General features: G+C 61.1%; 17 protein-coding genes. 15 read left to right on the forward strand and 2 right to left on the reverse strand.

Annotated elements, in window-relative coordinates:
- Nucleotides 1-62 precede the first annotated feature (62 nt).
- From CKW20_RS16620 to CKW20_RS29605, 10 genes are all read left to right on the forward strand, one after another.
- Nucleotides 63-1,085 (forward strand): beta-ketoacyl-ACP synthase III, encoded by a 1,023-nt coding sequence (locus tag CKW20_RS16620; RefSeq protein WP_256585070.1) that lies wholly within the window; start codon nt 63-65, stop codon nt 1,083-1,085.
- Between the two features lie 46 nt (nt 1,086-1,131).
- Nucleotides 1,132-1,362, forward strand: coding sequence for an acyl carrier protein (locus tag CKW20_RS16625; RefSeq protein WP_007936684.1), 231 nt, complete (start codon nt 1,132-1,134; stop codon nt 1,360-1,362).
- On the forward strand, nt 1,362-2,579 hold the full coding sequence (locus CKW20_RS16630; RefSeq protein ID WP_095053906.1) for a beta-ketoacyl synthase: 1,218 nt from the start codon (nt 1,362-1,364) through the stop codon (nt 2,577-2,579). The genes CKW20_RS16625 and CKW20_RS16630 overlap by 1 nt, the downstream gene beginning before the upstream one ends.
- 30 nt (nt 2,580-2,609) lie before the next feature.
- A complete protein-coding gene (locus CKW20_RS16635) occupies nt 2,610-4,439 on the forward strand; it encodes an acyl-CoA dehydrogenase (protein WP_095053907.1) in 1,830 nt (609 codons plus the stop codon).
- Between the two features lie 46 nt (nt 4,440-4,485).
- Nucleotides 4,486-4,917 (forward strand): thioesterase family protein, encoded by a 432-nt coding sequence (locus CKW20_RS16640; protein ID WP_095054053.1) that lies wholly within the window; start codon nt 4,486-4,488, stop codon nt 4,915-4,917.
- Nucleotides 4,905-5,774 carry a fumarylacetoacetate hydrolase family protein gene (locus tag CKW20_RS16645; protein WP_095053908.1) on the forward strand — a complete coding sequence of 290 codons (870 nt, stop codon included), beginning with the start codon at nt 4,905-4,907 and terminating at the stop codon, nt 5,772-5,774. Before CKW20_RS16640 ends, CKW20_RS16645 begins: the two co-directional genes overlap by 13 nt.
- Nucleotides 5,771-7,216 (forward strand): FAD-binding oxidoreductase, encoded by a 1,446-nt coding sequence (locus CKW20_RS16650; RefSeq protein ID WP_095053909.1) that lies wholly within the window; start codon nt 5,771-5,773, stop codon nt 7,214-7,216. The genes CKW20_RS16645 and CKW20_RS16650 overlap by 4 nt, the downstream gene beginning before the upstream one ends.
- Nucleotides 7,213-7,971 carry a 3-oxoacyl-ACP reductase FabG gene (fabG, locus tag CKW20_RS16655; RefSeq protein WP_095053910.1) on the forward strand — a complete coding sequence of 253 codons (759 nt, stop codon included), beginning with the start codon at nt 7,213-7,215 and terminating at the stop codon, nt 7,969-7,971. The genes CKW20_RS16650 and fabG overlap by 4 nt, the downstream gene beginning before the upstream one ends.
- A gap of 75 nt (nt 7,972-8,046) precedes the next feature.
- The gene (aceE, locus tag CKW20_RS16660) at nt 8,047-10,725 is read left to right on the forward strand and encodes a pyruvate dehydrogenase (acetyl-transferring), homodimeric type (RefSeq protein ID WP_176466915.1); all 2,679 of its coding nucleotides are present in this window, start codon (nt 8,047-8,049) and stop codon (nt 10,723-10,725) included.
- A 31-nt stretch (nt 10,726-10,756) separates the two neighbouring features.
- Complete coding sequence (locus tag CKW20_RS29605; protein ID WP_176466912.1) at nt 10,757-10,894, forward strand: hypothetical protein; 138 nt, start codon at nt 10,757-10,759, stop codon at nt 10,892-10,894.
- A 40-nt stretch (nt 10,895-10,934) separates the two neighbouring features.
- Here the strand turns inward: CKW20_RS29605 and CKW20_RS16665 are convergent, their stop codons facing one another.
- Complete coding sequence (locus CKW20_RS16665; RefSeq protein WP_007896187.1) at nt 10,935-11,849, reverse strand: LysR family transcriptional regulator; 915 nt, start codon at nt 11,847-11,849, stop codon at nt 10,935-10,937.
- A 268-nt stretch (nt 11,850-12,117) separates the two neighbouring features.
- On the opposite strand from CKW20_RS16665, the gene CKW20_RS16670 reads away from it, so the two are divergent.
- The 4 genes from CKW20_RS16670 to pgm all read left to right on the forward strand — a co-directional run bounded on the left by CKW20_RS16670 (nt 12,118) and on the right by pgm (nt 18,421).
- Nucleotides 12,118-13,140, forward strand: a complete 1,023-nt coding sequence (locus CKW20_RS16670; RefSeq protein WP_030130249.1) for a zinc-dependent alcohol dehydrogenase family protein — start codon at nt 12,118-12,120, stop codon at nt 13,138-13,140.
- 564 nt (nt 13,141-13,704) lie between these two features.
- The gene (locus tag CKW20_RS16675; RefSeq protein ID WP_095053912.1) at nt 13,705-15,195 is read left to right on the forward strand and encodes a hypothetical protein; all 1,491 of its coding nucleotides are present in this window, start codon (nt 13,705-13,707) and stop codon (nt 15,193-15,195) included.
- Between the two features lie 67 nt (nt 15,196-15,262).
- Nucleotides 15,263-16,663 (forward strand): PLP-dependent aminotransferase family protein, encoded by a 1,401-nt coding sequence (locus tag CKW20_RS16680; RefSeq protein ID WP_095053913.1) that lies wholly within the window; start codon nt 15,263-15,265, stop codon nt 16,661-16,663.
- A gap of 111 nt (nt 16,664-16,774) precedes the next feature.
- Complete coding sequence (gene pgm, locus CKW20_RS16685) at nt 16,775-18,421, forward strand: phosphoglucomutase (alpha-D-glucose-1,6-bisphosphate-dependent) (protein ID WP_095053914.1); 1,647 nt, start codon at nt 16,775-16,777, stop codon at nt 18,419-18,421.
- Nucleotides 18,422-18,625: 204 nt separating this feature from the next.
- On the opposite strand, the gene CKW20_RS16690 is transcribed toward pgm, so the two are convergent.
- Complete coding sequence (locus tag CKW20_RS16690; protein WP_095053915.1) at nt 18,626-19,321, reverse strand: pirin family protein; 696 nt, start codon at nt 19,319-19,321, stop codon at nt 18,626-18,628.
- A gap of 279 nt (nt 19,322-19,600) precedes the next feature.
- Here CKW20_RS16690 and CKW20_RS16695 point away from each other — a divergent pair, with 279 nt between their 5' ends.
- On the forward strand, nt 19,601-22,075 hold the full coding sequence (locus CKW20_RS16695; RefSeq protein ID WP_095053916.1) for a UvrD-helicase domain-containing protein: 2,475 nt from the start codon (nt 19,601-19,603) through the stop codon (nt 22,073-22,075).
- Nucleotides 22,076-22,225 lie beyond the last annotated feature (150 nt).

The following is a 22,225-nucleotide window of genomic DNA, read 5'->3' on the forward strand; positions in this document are numbered from 1 at the left end:
GGCCGGGCGCGACACCACACGCCATCTGAACCATCGTTGAATCAAGGGAGTTGATCGTGACTGTGATCTTGTGTGGCCTGGGAGGCTGCCTTCCGCCTCAGATAATTGACAATCAGCAAATTTCCAGCGGGCTGGATACCACGCCCGAATGGATAGAATCGCGCACCGGTATTCGTGAACGCCGAATGGTCAGTGACGGATTGAGCATGCTCGATCTGGCAATCAAGGCCGGCGCCCGTGCCCTCGCCTCGGCAGGTGGGCGGGCGGTGCAGGCGGTGGTGGTCGCGACCACCTCGCCGGAGCGCATCTGCCCGGCGGTGGCACCGGAAGTGGCGTCGGTACTGGGCTTGGGCGACATCGCCGCCTATGACATCACCTCTGCCTGCAGCGGCTTCGTGTATGGGCTGGCCACCGCTTCCGGGCTGATTGCCGCGGGTATCGCCGACAGTGTCCTGCTGATCGGAGCGGAAGCCTTTACCACCTTCGTCAACCCGCAAGACCGTGCCACCCGGCCGATCTTCGGTGACGGCGCCGGAGCCGTGGTCCTGCGCCGTGGCGAGGCTGACGAGGCCGGTGCGCTCGGTTGCTTCGACCTCGGCAGCGACGGTGCCCGTTCGGACCTGCTGGCAATTCCTGCCGGCGGCTCGCGACAGCGTTCGGCCAGCGCCGGGCTGGGCCATGACGCGGTAGCGCCGGGCGAGTTCTATCTGCACATGGATGGGCGTGCGGTCTATGAACAGGCCGTCGCGCGTATGTCCACGTCGGCCCAGAGCGTGCTGGACCGCGCGCTCTGGTCGATGGACCAGGTCGACTGGTTCGTCGGTCACCAAGCCAATGTGCGCATCCTGCAAACAGTGGCTTTCGAATTGGGCCTGCCCGCGGAGAAGGTGGCGGTGAATATCCAGCGGCTGGGCAACACCCTGACAGCCTCCATCCCGCTGCTGCTCAACGACCTGGCCCTGCGCGGCGACCTCAAGGCCGGTCAGCGTGTGTTGGTGAGTGCATTCGGCGCGGGCCTCTCGTGGGGCTCGACCGTACTGCGCTGGCCGCAACTGACTACCCGCAACAGCGAGTGGCAGGACTGATTCAGACTTTTCCCAGCCTACAGTTCCACACAACAGGAGTCATGTGATGACCGTAAGTAACGAAGCTATCGCCCAAGCCATTGCCGCGCGTTTCAACATCGAAGAAAGCCGTATCGTCCCTGATGCCTCCCTTGAGGACCTGGGTTTCGACTCGCTGTCGCAGGTCGACCTGGCCCAGTTGCTGAGAAAGAAACTCGGCGTGCAGATCAGCGATGCACAGCTGTCGGAGGTCGCCACTGTCGGTGACGTTCTGGCGCTGGCCAACGGTAAGGCGTGATGGCCGCCGAAGCGGTGGTTGTGACCGGTATCGGCCTGGTCACACCCGCCGGCATCGGCATCGAGGCGAACTGGCAGCGGGTGGTGGCAGGTGAAGCCACGGCCGCGCCGGACAAGACCCTCGAAGCGATGCCGGTGGGGATCTCGTGCCGTGTGCCGAGTTTTGACAGCGCCTTGCTGGGCGTCAAGAACCCCTGGCAATGGGACCGTTATGCGCAGTTCGCCTTGCTGGCGGCGCGCCAGGCCCTGGCGGATGCCGGTCTCGAGGCCGGCAGCTGGAAAGATGAGAGCCGTGTGGCGGTGATCATCGGGTCTGGGGCAGGGGGCACCGCCACCCTGGAGCAGCAGCACGCCGTGTTGCTCGCCGAAGGGCCTGACGATGTGTCCTCGCTGACCCTGCCCATGGGCCTGCTGAACATGGCCGCCGGGCAGGTTGCCATTGAACTGGGCGCGCGCGGCCCGTGCCTGGCCCCGTGTTCGGCGTGTGCGTCAGGGGCTTCGGCGCTGGGCATGGCCAAGGACCTGATCAACCGCGGGGTATGCGACATCGTGGTGGCCGGCGGTGCGGAAGCACCGATCACGCCGCTGTATGTCTCCGCGTTTGCCAAGATGCGCGCGTTGTCGCGCAACACCGATGCCGGCGGCGCATCGCGCCCGTTTGATGCCGCGCGTGACGGCTTCGTCATCGGTGAAGGCGCCGGGATGTTCGTGCTTGAGTCCGAGGCGCATGCCCGGGCCCGAGGTGCGCGCAACCGCGGGCGTCTGCTCGGTTATGGCGCATCGGCAGATGCTCACCACGTCACCACGCCTCATCCCCAAGGGCTCGGTGCCCGTTTGGCGATGCAGGCAGCACTGCGCGACGCCGGTATCGAGGCCAGCGCCGTGGATTACGTCAATGCCCATGGCACGTCGACGCCGGGCAACGACGTGATCGAGTCGCACGCCATCGCCGAGTTGTTCGGTGCTCGCATGCTGGTCAGTTCGACCAAAGGTGTTACCGGGCATCTGCTGGGCGCCGCCGGTGCCATCGAGGCGGCCTACACCTTGCTCGCGCTTGAACACGGGCTGGTACCGCCGACGGCCAACTTGCGCAACCCCGACCCGCAGATAGCGGTTGACCTGGTCCAGGGCCAGGCGCGCGCGCAGCCAATCAAGGTGGCGCTTTCCAATTCGTTCGGATTTGGCGGCCAGAATGTCTCACTGGTGTTCGCCGCCTGAGACCTCGCCGCTCACTGCACAGGACATGTCATGACTCATCCAAGCATCCCGGGAACTGTCGCCCCCTTGGCGCGCGACGAACTGCGCGACCTGCTATTCGCCGGCACGTTCGAGAGCCATCACCAGAGCATTCGCGACGTGCTGCTCGACCCGATCTTCGACCCGCAGCCGGGCCTGAACATGGAGCAGGCCGGGCGGCTGGCCTACGCTCGCAGCCGGCATGTGCACGCGGCGCTGGAACGCCCGCTGCAGATTCTGGCCAACCCGCGTCGGCTGTTTGCCTTGGCCGAATGGCCAAGCCTGCTGGACGTTGCCAGCTTCTCGCTGCTGATGGTCCACTACAATCTGTGCTTGGGCACGGTGTTTGATCATGCCCAGGGCCGTCCCGACATCGCCGGGCTAACCGAGGCGCTGGACGAGCTGACCTCGTTCGGCCCCTACATGGCGACCGAACTGGGTTATGGCAATAACGTTGCGGCACTGCAGACCGAGGCGGTGTATGACCGCCATAGCCAGACCTTTACGCTCAATACGCCGAGTGCCAGCGCGCAAAAGTACATGTCCTATAGCGGGTTCGGCGATATCCCCAAAGTCGCGACCGTGATGGCGCGCTTGAAAATCGAAGGCAAGGATCACGGCGTATTTCCGTTCCTGATCAGGCTGTCCACTGAGGCAGGCTTGTGCCCCGGTATCCGCGCGGCCTTGTGCCCGGAGAAACCGGTGCAAGGGTTGGACAACGGCCTGACCTGGTTCGACAACGTGCGTGTATCGCGTAGCAGCCTGCTGCACGGCGACATGGGCCACTTCGCTGAAGACGGCAGCTTCGTGCTCGGAGCGGGCAATGCCCGGTCGCGCTTCCTGCGCGCCATGTCGCGGATCGTGCCTGGCCGTTTGTGCGTGGCCAGTGCCGCTCAGGGCGCAAGTCGCGCGAGCCTGTACATCGCGTTGCGCTATGGCCAGCAGCGGCTGACCAACGCCCCCGGGACCAACGACATGCCGGTCATCGAATACCGCAGCTACCAGCGTGCGATGTTCTCGGCACTGGCCAGCACCTATGCGATGACGCTGTTGCTCAACGAAGCCAAGGCACGTTTCCTGGCCAATACAGCTGAGCCGGCTGCCGATGTCGTCAGCCTGATCAACATCACCAAGGCACTGGCTACCTGGGATGCCACCGCCGTTATCGCCGAGTGCCGCGAGCGCTGTGGCGCACAAGGTATTTTCAGCGTTAACCGCATCGCCGATTACGGTTCCCTGCTGCAAGGTTTGGTAACGGCCGAAGGTGACAACCTGGTGCTGCTCGCCACCGTAGCCGGCCAACTGCTCGCCCAGGCCTGGCAAGGTCCGTTGCCGCTGCGCCCGGCACGTGCGCGGCGTCTGGCCGAGCCGGAGTGGTTGATCGCGGCTATCGCCTTTCGCGAGTACCAGCTGTGGTTGACGGTTCGCGAGGAGATGAACGCTGACGAGCGCGGCTATTTCGAGGTGTGGAACGACGCTATGAATCCCGGCCTGGAGCTTGCGCGTCTGCGTGGTGAACGTGTGGCCCTGGAGCAACTCTGGAGTGCCTCGCTGCATGCGCAGCAGGACGAGGCCAAGGCGGCGCTCAATGGCCTGGCATCGCTTTATGGGCTGAACCTGCTGCAGCGTGACGCAGCGTGGTTTCTGGCACATGAGCTTATCGACGCCGGCCAGGCCCTGTCGCTGCCAGGGCGGATCGACCAGCAGTGCGCAGCCCTGCGCCCGCACGTGTCGACCGTGATCGACGGCTTTGCCCTGTCGCCCGAGTTGCTGCGCGCACCCATCGCCCAGGACGACTACATCCAGGCGTTCTGCAAGCAGGTGCACGCCAATGTCGACTGATACCGCCAGCGCAAGCTTTGCGCCTTCGGCCACTGCGGAGACCTGCATGTCCGTGCACATTTATCAATGCCCCGTCCGTTGGTCCGACATGGACGTGTATGGGGTGGTCAACAATGTTTCGTTCCTGCGCTTGCTCGAGGAGGCGCGGGTGGACTTCATCTGGCGTCTGGGCGCTGAGCAGGGCGATGCCTTCTTCAGCGGCGGCTCGGTGGTGGTCAGGCACGCGATCGAGTACAAGCGCCCGCTGGTCCACCGCCACGAACCGGTGGCCATCCATATGTGGGTCTCCGAAGTCCGTGCCGCCGCAGTAACGATCGAGTATGAAGTGCGTGACGGCGACACGTTGTGCGCCCTGGCATCCACGACCATGGCGCCATTCAACTACGAAGGGCGCTACCCGCGCACCATGAGCGATGAGGAAACGGCGTTTTTCGAACGCTTCCTCAACCCACGCAAGGCCCTGTCATGCGCCTGCTGAGGGTCGGTGCACCGGGGCGCGAGCGCCCCTGCGCAGTCGGCGTCGATGGCTCGGTTCGGGACCTCAGTACGTGGGTCGATGACTGGACCGGGGCAGCGCTGGCCGTGGTGGCAATGGAGGCGCTGTCGCGGCGCTTCACGCTGGAATGGGCGCAACTGCCGCAGGTTCATATCGAGCACGAACGCATCGGCCCGGCATTGCGGCCGGGGCAGATCCTGTCGATCGGCCTGAACTACCACCGGCATGCCCGGGAGGCCGGGATGGCGGTGCCGGAAGAGCCGATTGTGTCGAGCAAATCGGTGCATGCGTTGGGAGGCCCGTTCGATGACCTGGTGCTGCCGCTCGACGGCGACAAGACTGACTGGGAAGTGGAGTTGGGTGTGGTCATCGGGCGTCGGGTCCAGTACCTGGCCACGCCCGCTGACTCTGCAGCCTGCATCCTGGGTTACTGCACCGCCAATGATTTGTCCGAACGCAGTTGGTTACTGGAGCGGGGCGGGCAATGGATCAAGGGCAAGTCATTCGATGGGTTTGCGCCGCTGGGACCGTATCTGGTGACTGCCGATGAGGTGCCGTCGCCCCAGGCGCTGGAACTGATCTGCCGGGTCAATGGTGAGGTCATGCAGCGCGACAGCAGCGAGGACATGATCTTCGACGTGCATCACCTGATTCATTACCTCAGCCGCTTCATGACCCTGCACCCTGGCGACGTGATCCTCACCGGAAGCCCGGGCGGCATGGCATTGGGGCGACCAGACCAGCCGTTTCTGCGCGACGGCGATGTGGTCGAGGCCGAGGTGGTCGGCCTGGGCGCGCAGCGTCAAGTATGCCGCGCATTCTATAAGGAAGTGACATGACCCAACTCGCCCAGACCTTTGCCTGCACGGTACTGCGTGAAGCGCCGGCCGAGCTGATCGAGGCGCTCGCGGCACGTTTCGATGAGCGCTGTTCGACCGCTACGGCCATACGTGAGCAGCATGGCCGCGACGAGTCGGCGTATGTCGATGCACCGTTGCCCCAGGCCGTGGTGTTTGCCCGCAGCACCGAGGACATCGTTGACACCGTGCGCCTAGTGGCCGCTCACCGCGTGCCGCTGATCGCTTACGGTGCCGGATCGTCGGTCGAAGGCCATCTGCTGGCGGTGCAGGGCGGCATCAGCCTTGACCTGAGCCAGATGAACCAGATCCTGGCGATCCATGCCGAAGACATGAGCGTCACCGTGCAGCCGGGCGTGACCCGCCGCCAGCTTGAAGAAGCCTTGAAAAGTACCGGTCTGTGCTTTCCCATCGACCCGGGTGCCGATGCGTCCATCGGTGGCATGTGCGCCACGAGCGCCAGCGGGACCAATGCCGTGCGCTACGGCACGATGAAAGAGAACGTGCTGGCCCTGCAGGTGGTCACCGCTGGCGGAGATATCATCCGCACCGGTACCCGGGCAAAAAAAAGCAGTGCCGGTTATGACCTTACCCACTTGATGGTCGGCAGCGAAGGCACCCTGGGCATCATCAGTGAGATCACGTTGCGCCTGCACCCGGTGCCGGAGTCGATCTGCGCTGCCGTGTGCTCGTTCGACAGCATCGACCAGGCGGTGAACGTGGCGATACAGGTCATCCAGTCCGGTATCGCCGTGGCGCGGATCGAGCTGATCGACGCCAACACCGTGCGCATGGTCAATGTGCACAGCAAACTGGAACTGCCGCAGGCGCCGATGCTGTTGATGGAGTTCCATGGCAGCGAACTGGGTGTGCGTGAGCAAGCGCAGGCCGTGGAAGCGATTGCCGGCGAGTGGGGCGGCCAGGCGTTTGAGTGGGCGACCAGCGTCGAGGCGCGTCGGCGGCTATGGACGGCCCGGCACCATGCCTATTTTGCCGCGATTCAATCGCAGCCCGGTTGCCGCGCAATCAGCACCGACACCTGCGTGCCGATCAGTCGTCTCGCCGAATGTCTGCTTGAGTCCATCGCTGAAGTCGACGCGACGGGCCTGCCGTATTTCTTGGTCGGGCATGTGGGCGACGGGAATTTTCACTTCGGCTACTTGATTGATCCTGACGACCCTCAGCAAAGGGCATTGGCCGAGTCACTGAACGATCGGCTGGTGGCACGGGCCATTCGGCTCTCGGGCACCTGCACCGGCGAACATGGTATCGGGCTGCACAAGCAGGGCTACCTGGTCGACCAGGCGGGTGCAGGCGCCGTCGAGATGATGCGCGCGATCAAGCGCACGCTGGACCCGGACAACATTCTCAACCCCGGAAAGATTTTTTCCTTCGAAACACCTGCCAGGGAGGCGCGTCCATGACCGATAAATCCAACGGGGCCGGTAGCCCAATGCGTACGGTTCTGGTAACCGGCGGTTCACGCGGGCTGGGCGCCGCGGTAGTCGAAGACCTCGTGGCACGGGGCCTGAACGTGTGTTTCACCTACCTCAATAATGCGGATCAGGCCGAACAATTGGCGGCGTCCCTAGGCACCGACCGGGTGCTGCCGGTGCGCGCCGACGGGCGTGATGCCAATGCCATCGAGCAGGCGGTCAAGCGTTGCGTGGCGCACTTTGGCGCCCTCGAGGGTTTGGTCAATAACGCCGGTATCACCCAGGACCGCAGTGCGTTGGCCATGAGCGCCGAACAGTGGCACAGCGTGATCGGCAGCAACCTCGACAGCGCGTTTCATGCCTGCAAGGCGGTGTTGCCGCTGTTCGTCGAACAGGGCTTTGGTGCGGTGGTGAACATGGCCTCGATTTCCGGGCTGATCGGCGTCCCCGGGCAGGCCAACTACTGCGCGAGCAAGGCCGGGTTGATCGGTATGACGCGCTCGATGGCGGTCGAATTCGCCGCCCGTGGCGTGCGTCTCAATGTCGTCGCGCCTGGGTTCATCGACACCGATATGACCCGCAAGCTTAACGAGCGACGGGTGGCAGAAATGGAAAACCGCATCCCCATGCGTCGCTTCGGCACCCCGCAAGAGGTGGCCAAGGTGGTGGCCTTCCTGTTGTCGCAGGATGCGGCCTACATGACCGGCCAGGTCATGGTGGTGGATGGCGGCCTGGTGACCTGAGCTGTCGGGTGAGCACTCGCCGGACTCGGGTACCGACGCGCTACTTTGAATTTTTCGGAGCTTATCAACATGACAATGGATGCCAGACTTGGGGGCATGCAGCTGGGTGCTGCGCTGCAGCTTCCCGTTGACGTCGACCCCGAGGAAACCAAGGAATGGCTGGACGCCTTTGATGGCGTCGTCCACCACGTGGGAGTGGAGCGCGGACGCTACTTGTTACAGCGCCTGATCAGGCAGGCCGGGCGTTGTGGCATTGCAGCGTCTACCACATTGCGCACGGCTTACTGCAATACGCTTCATCACAGTGAGCAGGGGCACTTTAGCGGTGACCTGGAACTGGAGCGCCAGTTGGCGGCATGGGTCCGCTGGAACGCCATGGCTATGGTGGTCCAGACCAACCGCCGTCAGGGCGAGTTGGGTGGTCACATTGCCAGCTACGCGTCGGCGGCCGACCTGTTCGAGGTGGGCTTCAATCACTTCTTCCGCGCCGGGCCCAGCGGTGAAACCAATGACCTGGTGTTCTTCCAGGCGCACTCGGCGCCGGGCATTTATGCGCGCGCTTTCCTCGAAGGCCGCTTGAGCGAGCGCCAACTGGCCAACTACCGGCGCGAAGTCGGCGGTGAGGGCCTGTGTTCCTACCCCCACCCATGGTCAATGCCTGATTTCTGGCAATTCCCAACCGGTTCCATGGGGTTGGGGCCGATCAGCGCCATCTACCAGGCCCGCTTTATGCGCTACCTGCAGCATCGTGACCTGAGCCCATTGTCGGCACGTCACGTCTGGGGCTTTTTCGGCGACGGTGAGATGGACGAGCCTGAATCACTCGCGGCGCTGGGCCTGGCGGCACGTGAAGGGCTCGACAACCTGACCTTCGTGATCAACTGCAACCTGCAGCGCCTCGACGGCCCGGTGCGTGGAAACGGAAAAGTGATTGAAGAACTCGAGGCGCAGTTTCTCGGGGCCGGCTGGAACGTGGTCAAAGTGCTGTGGGGCAGCGAGTGGGATGCGCTGCTCGACCAGGACCATGATGGCGTGCTCCAGCATTACCTGGACATCACCGTCGATGGTGAGTATCAGTCGCTCTCCACGCTGGACGGTGCGGCCAGGCGTCAACGCTTTTTCGCCCGACATCCACGGTTGCTGGAGAAGGTCGCGCACCTGGAGGACAGCCAGCTCGAGCAAATGCGCCGCGGTGGCCACGACCCCTTGAAGATTCACGCCGCCTACACCGCCGCGCTGGCCTGCAAGGGGCGCCCGACGGTGATCCTGGCCAAGACCGAGAAGGGCCATGGCATGGGACGCTGGGGGCAAGGCAAGATGATCGCGCACCAGCAGAAACAGCTCGACGCTGAGGCGCTGTTGGCGTTCCGCGACCGCTTCGCGCTGCCCCTGAGCGACGAGGATGTTCATGCTGCTCGGTTGTTCAAGCCTGAAGCCGACAGCCCTGTGATGCGCTACCTGCACAGCCGTCGTCAGGCCCTCCACGGTTATCTGCCGAGCCGCAGCAGCGTTGCAGTGCCTTTGGAAACGCCGGCGGCCAGTGCATTCGCAGGCTTTGCGTCGGCGGGGGAAAGCAAACCGATGTCCACCACCCTGGCGTTCGTGCGCATGTTGGGCACATTGCTCAAGGCCCCGGTGTTAGGCGAGCGCATCGTGCCGATTGTGGCCGACGAGGCGCGCACGTTCGGCATGGCCAATCTCTTCCACAAGTACGGTATCTATTCGCCCCAGGGCCAACTTTATACACCCGAGGACAAGGATTCTATCGTGTCGTACCGCGAGGCTCGCGATGGTCAGATCCTTGAGGAAGGCATCACCGAGGCTGGGGCGATGTCTTCATGGATCGCAGCAGGTACCGCCTACAGCACCCACGGCATGGCGATGCTGCCGGTGTACATTTTCTATTCCATGTTCGGCTTCCAGCGTGTTGCCGATTTGATCTGGGCCGCGGCTGACCAGCGCACCCGCGGCTTTCTGATCGGGGCGACGTCAGGGCGCACGACCCTGGCCGGGGAGGGGCTGCAGCATCAAGACGGTTCAAGCCATGTTGTCGCGGCGACCGTGCCCAACTGCCGAGCCTACGACCCGGCGTTTGCCGGTGAATTGGCAGTGATTGTGGACCATGGGCTCAAGTGCATGCTGACCGCCCAGGAGGACGTCTTTTACTACCTCACCGTGACCAATGAAAATTACCTGCAACGGTCGCTGCCGGACGGTGCCGAGGCGGATGTGATCAAGGGCATGTACCTGCTCGACACACTGGACGCCGGGTCGGACGCGCCGTTGGTGCGCCTGCTTGGAAGCGGCGCGATCCTCAATGAAGTGCTGGCGGCGGCGAACCGGCTGCGCGAGCAATGGGGCGTGACGGTGCAGGTCTGGAGTGTCACCAGTTTCAGCGAGCTTGAACGCGATGCCAGGTCTGCCCAACACGCGCGTCTGGCGGGTGCGCAGACGACACTGGGACATGTCGAGCAATGCCTGGGCGGGTCCGCGCCGGTCGTGGCGGCGACGGACTATGTCAGGGCCTATGCGCAACTCATCGCTCCCTATGTCAGTGCGCCGTTCAAGGTGCTGGGCACGGATGGCTTCGGCTGTTCAGACACCCGGCGCGCCCTGCGGCGTTACTTCGAGGTGGACAGCCAGGCGATCTGCCTGACGGCTCTGCAGGCACTGGTGGAGCAAGGACGCCTGGCCGCAGACACGGTCGCCAAAGCCCATCGTGTCATGGACGGTACGGATAATCGCCATGCTTGACCGCCGTGGATAGCCAGGATTGACCTGGGTGGTGTTCCAACTCAGCTACCTGTGGCTTTGGCTGGTGTGGCAGGTGCTGTCATATGACTTTGAGGGTTGGCGTACCTTGCTGGTCGCCACCCATCTGGCTCAGCAGCAGTGCCTGCAGCTCTTTTGCGGGCCGTTGTGAGTGCCCGGTCATCCAGCGTTTAAGTGTGCGACGGCTTGAATCAAAGACTCTCAGGGTCCCCGAAGAACATCTGAATCCGCGACCTTAACCAGCGCTCACCCGGATCATTATCCTGCGACCCACGCCAGGCCATGTGCAATTCAAAACTGCGCACCGGCAACGGCGGATCTTCAGCGCGCACACCACCCGCCGCGGTCAACGCTTCAGCTGTGTAATCAGGCACGGTCGCGACAATATCGGTGCCACTGATGAGTGTACTGAGCCCATTGAACTGTGGCACCGCCAGCACCACATGCCGTTTGCGCCCGAGTTTCTCCAGTTCTTCATCTATAAAACCGCTCAGGTCGCCCGCGAACGAAACCAGCGCGTGGGGGCGGGCGCAGAAATCATCCAGGCTCAATGGCCCCGGCACCGTGTCGGCTCGCAACAATTTCGGCATGCTGCGGCGCAGCACTTTGCGCTTGGCGTTGGCCGGCAGGTCGGCGGTGTAGCTGACGCCGATGGAAATTTCGCCCGACGCCAGCAGGCTCGGCATCAGGATGTAGTTGGCTCGACGCACCACCAGCACGATCCCCGGAGATTCCGCGCGCAGACGCTTGAGCAGCATTGGCAGCAACGCGAATTCGACATCGTCCGACAGGCCGATGCGGAACACCGCGGTGCTGGTCGCCGGATCGAATTCCGCCGCGCGACTGACCGCCGTGGAAATCGAATCCAGGGCCGGCGAAAGCAGGGCGAAGATTTCCACCGCCCGGGCGGAAGGCTCCATGCTGCGGCCGGTGCGCACGAACAGCGGGTCATCGAACAACCCGCGCAGGCGCGAGAGCGCCGCACTGATGGCCGGCTGGCCGAGGAACAATTTTTCCGCAGCACGGGTCACGCTACGTTCGTGCATCAGTGTTTCGAAAACGATCAACAGGTTCAGGTCGACACGACGCAGGTCATTACGATTCATCTGGAGTCCTGGCAGATTCAGCAAACTTGACGTGAGCGGTCATATGAGAACAATGGCCGGCATGAATCTTACGGGCAAAGGCTGGTACTCTGCACAGAGTAATTCAGATTTTTCTGAAAGGCTGCTTCGGTTTTTACGGCATTGGATGATGTCGCCGTCGCTGCGGAATCAATGACAGGCATGTCGACTATTAATAGCCACTGATGGTCTTGGGTAAAAAGCCCAGATAGAGTTCAGGGCATTAGAGGTTACTTTGACGAGGTTTGCGATGTCCCGCACGATCCGTTTTCACAAGTTTGGTCCAGCCGAGGTGCTCAAATGCGAAGAGCATGCGGCCGCTCTGCCTGCGCCGGGCGAAGTGCAGGTGCGCGTCGAAGCGATAGGCATCAGCTGGTATGACATTCTCTGGCGCCAGAACCTGGCCTCGTCCCATGCTCGCCTGCCTTCAGGCCTGGGTCATGAAATGGCCGGCGTGGTCACGATGGTCGGCGAGGGCGTCGATGACCTGGCCGTCGGTGACAAGGTCGCCAGCTTTCCCGCCGAGAGTCCCAACGACTACCCTGTTTACGGCGAACAGATCGTTCTGCCACGCTCGGCGCTAACCCGCTACCCGGACGTGCTCAGCCCGATCGAAGCCAGCGTGCATTACACGCCGCTGTTGATCGCCTATTTTGCCTACGCCGACCTGGCGCGAGTCAAACCCGGGCAATTTGCGCTGGTGACCGATGCCAGTCACTGTGCCGGACCGTCGTTCGTGCAACTGGGCAAAGCCCTTGGTGTGCGAGTGATCGCTGCGACCAAAACCGCGGATGAACGTGAGTACCTGCTGTCCCTCGGCGCCGAGAAGGTCATCGTTACCGAGGAAGAAGATCTGCTCATGCGGATCAACAAAATTACCGACAATCGCGGTGTGGATGTGGTGTTCGATGGCCTTGGCGGGCCGCAGATGTCGCTGCTCGGCGATGTGCTGGCGCCTCGTGGCAGCTTGGTGCTCTATGGCCTGCAAGGGGGGAACCAGACGCCATTCCCGGCCTGTGCGGCGTTCCAGAAGAACATTCAGTTCTTCGTGCACTGCATCGGCAACTTCACCGGCAAGCCGGAGTTGGGCATCATCCAGGATCAGGCTGCACTGCAACGTGCCCTGCGCGACATCAACCAGTTGACCGCGGACCGTGTGTTGCTGCCGCTCAAGACCCGGGTGTTCCCGTTTTCCGAATTTGTCGAAGCCCACCGCTATATGGACGAATGCCCATGTCGCGAGCGGGTCGCCCTTCAGGTCGAACCGGCCTGAGCCTTCTTCTGCAAGAGTCCGTGTGAGCACGGGCTCTTCTGCTGGCAGTCACTCCCAAATGAGACGTCCATCGATCTGTCGGTGGGCCGGTTCAGCAACTGAACTGGTTTTTGCTCTCAATCTGTATCTTCTAATCATTATTTAAGCCCTGATAATTGAATGATTAATTTCATCTCAAGGAAAGAGCCATGGCCGAGTATCAGGCTGGAACTCCTCAATGCGCGCCGGCAATATATGCTCAACAAATAATGCGGCGACGCTCAGTTGTCATACCTTTATTGGCAACTTCTTTCTTTATTTCTTGTATTAAGTGTCTGTGGGACGCTGTCGGAAATTTCCTAGGACGGCGCGCAGGAACGCAAGGCGCCCACTCTGCCGGGCGTTTCGGCGATCTTGATCACGTTGGGGTACCTGCGGCATTCAATCATTTCAAATAATTACACAATACTTAAGTGCTAGCATTTGAATAACAACTCCGGCACTCCATTCATGACAAACAACCTGTCGCGCAATACATCTGATTGTTGACGTGGCATTGAACTTATGAGTCACAGGTAAATAACGATGACCGCTACCCATGATCAGGCAATGAACTATGTTTATCAGCAGATGCTGCAGCGTTTGCTGGGTTTTTTCTCTCGCGCCGAGCGCACGGCATTGCAACTGCTGATTCAACGGCTGGTGATGTCCGCTGGGGGCATGGAGCGTATCGGCGATTACAAGGTGCTGGCGATCCAGTCCGGGTCCCGAGACAGCTGCTACACGCTGGCGCTGCTGCGCGCCGCGCAACTGAGTATCGCCGGCCGGGCACCAGCGACGTTTCAGCTGCGGGTGGCGACCTTGCGCTTGAACGGTACGGCTTCGACGACCCTGGAAAACATCCATCGCAGCTGCAGTGCATTGTTTCTCTACGACGATCCTCGGGTCGAAGTGTTGATGGTCGATAATCGTGAAGTCCTGCCGTTCAACCATCTGGCGTCGATCTCCGACGCCGGTCGCGAGTCGAACCGGCTCAACTTGCTGATGGTCGGGCACCGCCGCGCCTGGGATGGGCCGCTTGATCTGTGGGATGACGGGTACCTGGCGACCGGCGAGTTTTACGGACAAATCGCCCGCTGGGACAAGGGTGTCGATGCGTTGATCAGTAGCGATACGCCCCGTCGGCAGAAGCAGTTTCTCGAGGGTTTGAACCGTGCAGCGGCCAAGGCCGGGCTCAAGGCACCGGACCGTCATGAAACGGGCTACGAGGGCCTGTTCGCGCGGCTCGATGAATTGGGCAGCGATTGCTACCGCGAGTTTTATCCTGAGTCTGCCCAGGCGGTGTGGCGTCCCGCCGATCGTTTTGAAGCGTGTCGCCGCACGACCTTTATCGATATTCACGACATGCTGGTCAGCAATCTGGAAGAGCGCTGGCCGCTGCTCACCGATTTCCTCGGGTTTCAACCTGACGAGTTGTCGGCTCAGCTCAGTGATAACGACTACGTCAGCCTGACGATATCCGCGCACATTCGTGGCTTGCAAGCGTGCTTTGTAGACGGTCGTACCTATGAGACAGGCATCAGCGAGTACTTGCAGCGGGCGCTGGTGATGATGCGTCGCAAACAGCTTCCAGAACGCTTTTGCGAACGGGCAATGGAGACCTTCGGCAACCCGATGACAATGGCCGACCAGCGCGCATTGGTGGCGATCGAAACACAACAGAACCTCGGTTTGAGCGAGGCTCAACTGGTGTGTCTACTGTTTGCCCCTTTTGTCGATAACGGCGCGGCACTCGAGCGTTTTCTTCGTCAGTGCCATCCCGGCATGCTCGTGGCGTTGCCGGACTTGCACCGGGCGATGCAGGGCGGCCCTGCACCCGAGCAGGTTCTGCAGTGGATGGTCGATGTCAGCGGCTTGCCCGTGAGTCTGATCGGTACGCTTTATCGCATGGCCCCGGTGGTTCGGGATGAGGGCAGGGGGGGCGGCACGGGAAGCGGCGAGATGGGTGTGCAAGCAGAGGTCGTGGAACCAGACAATGAAACGTCCGTGGCTGGCGAATGGTCGACGGGACGGTGAAAGTGCCAGGTTTGACGGATTCAGCCAGGAGGCATCACGACGTTCGTAGCCTGTTCGGCCATTTCCCATGAAAGGACCACGAGATACCGATTTTGCGTATCAGGCGGTGTACCGTTACCTGACTAACCTGATCAATGAGCCGGGCAGTGACGTGCAAGTGCGCCTGCCTTCATTGCGACAGTTGGCGCACCGCCTGAGTGTGTCGATCTCGACCATTCAGTATGCCTATTCTCTGCTGGAGAAGGAGGGGCGCGTCTATTCGGTGGCCAAATCGGGCTACTACGCACTACCCGTGTCCTCAATCGGCATACCCGGCAGCGGCAAGGACCTGCTCGAAACGGTTTATGTCAACGCCAGACGTCCCGGCATGTTGGTGCTGAGTGCCGATGAGCCGGCGTTATTACAACCCTTGGATAGTCCGTTGCTGTTGCTGGAGAGAGAACTGCTGCGCCAGTATCCGCGCCAGCCACAACCGTCTTCGCAACCCTGCGGCGAGCTGGAACTGCGCACAGCCCTGGCGGCGCGCTACACCACTTCGCCGACACGTTGCTGGCATGCCGATGATGTCTATATCGGCGCCGATCTGCGTGGCGTACTGGAAATATTGATTGCGGTCCTTGGCCTCAAAGACGCTGTGGTGGTGGTTGAATCGCCGTGCGACTGGGTGATTCTGCGCCTGCTCCAGGACGCGGACGTGCAGGTGGTCGAGCTGCCGTTACAAGCCAATGGCGGTCTGGATCTTGAGCAGTTGACGGAATTGCTCGAGACCGGGCAAGTGCGCCTGGTGGTGCTTTCATCGGGGTTGAACATGCCCCGGGGCAGTGTGGCGCCTGACAGCAACAGGCAGTCCACCGCACAGCTGCTGGAACGACATGGCAGTTGGGTACTGGAAAACGATTGTTACGGCGAGCTCGAATTCGAGCCGAATGGCCTGCGGTTTCGCGATCTATTGGACCCGGATCGGCTGATCGTGTTTTCCACATTCGAGAAAATCATCGGGTCGGAGGCGCCCTTCGGCTATCTGTTGTCGCGACAGCTGCGTGCCGAACTGCAACGGCACTTTCTGCTACGCGCTTTCCGTTTGTCGCTGATTCGTCAGAAAGCCATTGCACGGCTGTACAGCAATGGACGCATCGATCAACACCTGCTGGTGTTGCGTCGATTGCTCAAGGAACGCATGGTGCAGATGACTCAGTTGCTTGAAGAGCGCCTGCCCGATGCACTGCACTTCATTGAGCCCCAAGGCGGGGCGACGATCTGGATCCGCTCGTTGCGCCAGGTCGATGTGCATCGAGTGTTCGAGCGTTTACTCAAGCAGCATGTGGTGATCGCGCCGGGGGAACTGTTCAGTCTGCGGGGCTTGCACGGGCAGCATTTGCGCCTGAGTCACACCTTTGGTGGTCATCACGACCTCGCCGAGGCACTGGGATTGTTGGGGGATGCCTTGCGCCTGGAATCGATCGACTGATTCGACGCGCCCAAACACCCTCGATACCTGACAATTGATAACGTCGCGCGATGGTCCAACTGTCAGTAAACTGCGTCCTATTCCCGAACCATTCTCTCTCAGAGGTTTTGCATGACACTCAGTCCTTTTGCGGGCAAACCGGCACCGGCAGAACTGTTGGTCGATATCCCGCGACTGGTAACGGCCTATTACACCGGCCAGCCCGATGCAGCCATTTCTACCCAGCGCGTTGCCTTCGGCACGTCCGGACACCGAGGTAGCTCGTTCGACCTGAGTTTCAACGAATGGCACGTTCTGGCCATCAGCCAGGCGATCTGCCTGTACCGCGAAGCCCAGGGCATCGACGGTCCGCTGTTCGTCGGGATCGACACCCACGCGCTGTCCACGCCGGCCGGTGCCAGCGCCCTGGAAGTCCTCGCGGCGAACGGTGTGACGGTGATGATTGCCGAAGGCGACGAGTACACGCCGACGCCGGCCATTTCCCATGCGATTCTCTGCTACAACCGTGGGCGCACCTCGGGCTTGGCGGACGGCATCGTCATCACGCCGTCCCATAACCCGCCACAAAGCGGTGGCTACAAATACAACCCTACCAATGGTGGCCCGGCCGATACCCACATCACCAAGTGGATCGAAGCCAAGGCCAACGAATTGCTGGCGGCCAAACTCGCCGGCGTCAAACGCATCAGCTACGAGCAGGCCCTGAAGGCCAGCACCACCCATCGTCACGACTACCTCAACACCTATGTCGCCGACCTGATCAACGTGATCGACTTCGATGCCATCCGCGATGCGAAGCTGCGTCTGGGTGTCGATCCGCTGGGCGGAGCAGGGGTGCGCTACTGGTCGGCGATTGCCGAGCATTACCGCCTGGACCTGGAGGTGGTGAATAAAGAAGTTGATGCGACGTTCCGTTTCATGACCGTCGACTGGGACGGGCAGATCCGCATGGACCCATCGTCCAGCCACGCCATGCAAGGCCTGATCGGTCTGAAAGAGCGTTTCGACGTGGCCTTTGCTTGTGACCCGGACCACGACCGCCATGGCATCGTGACCCCGTCCGGTGGTTTGCTGGCTCCCAACAACTACCTCGCTGTGTCGATCGATTACCTGTTCCAGAACCGTCCGCAATGGCGCGCTGATGCGGCCGTGGGCAAAACCGTGGTCAGCAGTGGCTTGATCGATCGTGTTGCCAAGCGTCTGGGCCGTCGTTTGTATGAAGTGCCGGTAGGCTTCAAATGGTTTGCCGACGGCCTGTTCGACGGATCCCTCGGTTTTGGCGGCGAAGAAAGTGCTGGCGCGTCGTTCCTGCGCAAGGATGGCAGTGTCTGGTGCACCGACAAGGACGGCTTGATTCCGGCATTGCTGGCCGCTGAAATGACTGCTCGCACGGGTCGCGATCCTAGCCAGGCCTATCGCGCATTGACCGATGAGCTGGGCGAACCTTTCTCGGTACGGGTCGATGCCAAGGCGAACCCTGAGCAGAAAGCGCTGCTGAGTAAATTGTCGCCGGACCAGGTCACCTCGACTCAACTGGCGGGCGAAGCGATCCAGAGCATCCTCAGTCACGCGCCGGGTAACGACCAAGCCATTGGCGGTCTGAAAGTCATGACCGAGAACGGTTGGTTTGCGGCGCGGCCGTCGGGTACTGAAGATATCTACAAGATCTATGCAGAAAGCTTTGTCAGTGATGATCACCTTAAGCAGCTGGTGGCGGAAGCCCAGACCTTGGTGGATGGCGCGATTTCTGCGAAGTGATTGAGGGCCCCTGTGGCGAGGGAGCTTGCTCCCGCTGGGGCGCGAAGCGGCCCCAAATCGGTTGACGAGGTGTAACAAGGTAAACCTCGCCGGTTGGATTACGACTGCTTCGCAGCCGGACGGGAGCAGGCTCCCTCGCCACAAATGAAAAATGAAAAAAAGGGGCAACCATCAACGGCCGCCCCTTTTTTTGCATTTACCCCATCAAGCCACATCCACCAACACAATCTCACTGTCCTCGATCGCGGTCACATGCAACACCTGCTCATCGGCAATCGCAACACCGTCCCGAGCGTGTGCACGCAAGCCATTGACCTCAATGACGCCAGTGGCTGGAACCAGATAAGCACGACGGCCGCTGTCCAAGTGATACTCCGCGGATTCTCCGGCCTTCAGATTCGCCGCCACCAGACGCGCATCGGCGCGAATGTGCAGGCTTTGATCATCGCCGGCCTTGCCGCTGGCCAAGGTCACGAAGCCTTCACGCTGGCCTTTGGGGAACGGTTTGGCGCCCCACGACGGGGCCGAACCGGCTTCATTGGGAATGATCCAGATCTGAAAGATCCGGGTCTCGGTCGCTTCCAGGTTGTACTCACTGTGAGCGATCCCGGTACCGGCGCTCATGACCTGAACGTCGCCCGCTTCGGTGCGGCCTTTGTTACCGAGGTTGTCTTGGTGGGTAATCGCGCCTTCACGAACGTAGGTGATGATTTCCATGTCCCGGTGCGGGTGTTGCGGGAAGCCGGTACCGGGGGCAATCACATCATCGTTCCACACCCGCAGGTTGCCCCAGTTCATGCGTTTGGGGTCGTAGTACTCGGCGAACGAAAAGTGGTGATGGGCATCCAGCCAGCCATGGTCCGCGCCGCCCAGCGAGTTGAAAGGTCTGAGTTCAAGCATGATCGTCTCCTGAAAAGGTTCGTCATGGGGCAGAACGCCTGAGCCACAAACGAGAACCCGTGGTTGATGGCGAGCATCATCCATCAGGAACTAATCGATAAAAAGCGTAAAAAATGCCTAAATATAATCGAATTAATCGATATAAAATTACCTCCAAACATTCTCATCCAGCCTTCACTTCATCGCATAAGCCAATGACCTGCAAGCATTTCACTAGAACTCAACGACAAATGCAGACACCATAGCCCTCAACAGCCTCACACCCTGGAGTCCGTCCGCGTGCCGCAACACACCCCCGATCTTCCTCCCGAACTTCGTCCGTTGGCTGAAATGCCTTTGCTTAAACGTCTGGCCGCCCGGTTCTTTGGCCACGGCCTTACCCGCCTGCGCGCGCAACACCGTGCGTCCTGGTTGCACGGGCAAGCCGACGGTTTTCGCAGCGGCCACAGCGCGGGTGTGGACTACGGTTATAAGGAAGGCAAACTCGAGGGACTGGAGGAAGGTCGGCAGGTTCTGTTGATTCGCGACTCGCGTTCAACCGAGCATCGACCGCCCAACGTCGATGACAATCTGTTCGACGATTGGCGCCTGCCATTGAGTGCTGAGCTGAAGAAGCGCATGAAGGCCGACGTCGCGCGACTGCTGCCCGCGCATGCCCAGCCGAGCGCTGCCCAATGGAAGATGATTTTCAGCGACACACCGTCGACCTCGGTGATCGCCGGGGCGGGCGCGGGCAAGTCGACCACGCTGGTGCTGCGAATCCTGCTGCTCAGCCATTACCTGGGGTTTGAGTTGAGCTCGATGACCGTGGTGACCTTCACCCGCGAATCGCGCAAGGATTTCATCAACAAGCTGATCGAGCTGTTTGCAGTCTGGGGCCGGGGAATCAGCCTTAAAGAAGCGCGCGATCTGGTGCGCACTTTCCATTCACGCATCCTGCCGATGGTTCGCAGCCTGCCGGGTTTCGAGCGGCTGCAAGCCTTCGAAAACCTCAGTCACCGCGTGCAAGGCGGCGATGAGGAGGTCGACAGCAACCCCTTCGACCTGCGCATCAACGACGCCCAGCGCCAGCAACTCAACGCCTGCTATCACAGCCTGCACACTCGCGATGAGCGCTTTCGCGAACTGATCAAACCTTTGTCTCGTCATGCCTTGCAGCTCAAGGAGCTGGAGCGTGATCACCCGGACGTACAGAAACGCATAACGGTGACTGAACTCGCTGCCAAGCGCGATGAAGAACTGTGCGACACCATCGAAGACTTGTGGTTTCGCGCCGGCGCCTGGCCGATCAAGGGCATCGAACCGAACCGTCAGACCTTCGACATCAATGGCTCGACCTTTCATTGCCACGGCTACATTCCGACGCTGGACGCCTGGGTGGTGCTGGGTTTCGATCCCCGGGAAAATCCTCAGGTCAGCCGTCCGAATGCCAAACTTTCAGTGCGCGCAGAGTGGGCTGTAAAGCGCACCCTGTTTCAAGCTTTCTGTCGTAAGCCTTTGATATGGCTAGACAGTTATGAGTCTTCAAAGCGTGTTTTGGCATCGCTTGCCGGGGACGCGAGCGCCGGGCCGGGATTCGATTACAAGGTCAAGGGCGAACTCGGCTCCGCGCCGTTGCTGGACTGTTTTGTCGCGGCTGCCGGATTTATCGAAAACCTCGGCCTGGATGTGCCGAATGCCGTGGGCCAGATGAGTTTCGCCAAGGATGACCCGGACCGGTTTTTCTTCGAGGCCTTGAGCCTGTTCTGGCGAGCGCTGGAAGATCATCTGCTGGATCAATCGCCACCGGTGATGACCTACAACCGGATGTTCGCCTTGTTCAGCGAACATTCGCCGGAGAATCTCAAGCTGCTGGGCGATGAGTTGCTCAGGCCCATGTCGCACTTGATGATTGACGAGTTTCAGGACGTATCACCGCAGATCGTTTCGTGGATTCGCGCCAGTCTGGCCGAGATCCGCAGTCGCGGACCGGCCATGCATGTGGGGCGCGGCGCGCAACGTTCGTCATTGCTCTGTGTCGGCGATGACTGGCAGTCCATCTATGGCTGGCGCGGCAGCTCGCCGACTTACTTCATGGAATTCAACAAGGAGTTCCCGTCGCCGAGCACGACCAAAGTGATGCTCAGCGACAATTACCGCAGCCATCAGCACATCATCGACGCGGCGGAGCATATCGTCCGCGCGGCACCGGCGATTGCCGGCAAGAAGGCCAAGGCCAGCGGTGAACCCAAGGCGTTGCTGCCGGTGAACGTGCTCGACCGGGATGATCAGGGCATGGCCAAGCGTCTGATCGAGCACTACAGGAAAGGCGATTCAATCTTGATGCTTTATCGAAAAAGCAGCGATAAGTCATTGATAGAAGAGCATATTCAGTCTGTAGTTAATGTGGATTCTAGCTTGCCGTACGACGCTCGACGGCTCAAACAACTGACCTATCACAGCGCCAAGGGCCTGCAAGCTGATGCGGTATTTCTGCTGGGCGATTGCCAGCATCTGACCAGCTCACCCTACAAGAACCAGGTCTATCGCATGGCCGGACTCGGCAAGGCTGGCGACAGCGAACCTTACGACAGCGCACAGAAAGACGAGATTCTGCGACTGGCGTACGTGGGCATCACCCGGGCAGTGAGCCATTGCTATTGGTATGTCGATGGCCAGGATACCTCGGCTGCGAATATGCCCAAGGCCTCCGACCGGATCGGCAAGGGCAAGGCGTTCTTCGCTGATTACCGTCAAGGAAAAGTGCCGGCCTGATTTAAGAGCGTCTCAGAGAAACCTGTGGCGAGGGAGCTTGCTCCCGCTTGAGTGCGCAGCACTCACAAAAATCGGCAATGGTTGTCAGATTTTTGGGGCCGCTACGCGACCCAGCGCGAGCAAGCTCGCTCGCCACAGGACATTACCGAC

Source organism: Pseudomonas sp. Irchel s3b2 (genome assembly GCF_900187445.1).
GTDB lineage: Bacteria > Pseudomonadota > Gammaproteobacteria > Pseudomonadales > Pseudomonadaceae > Aquipseudomonas.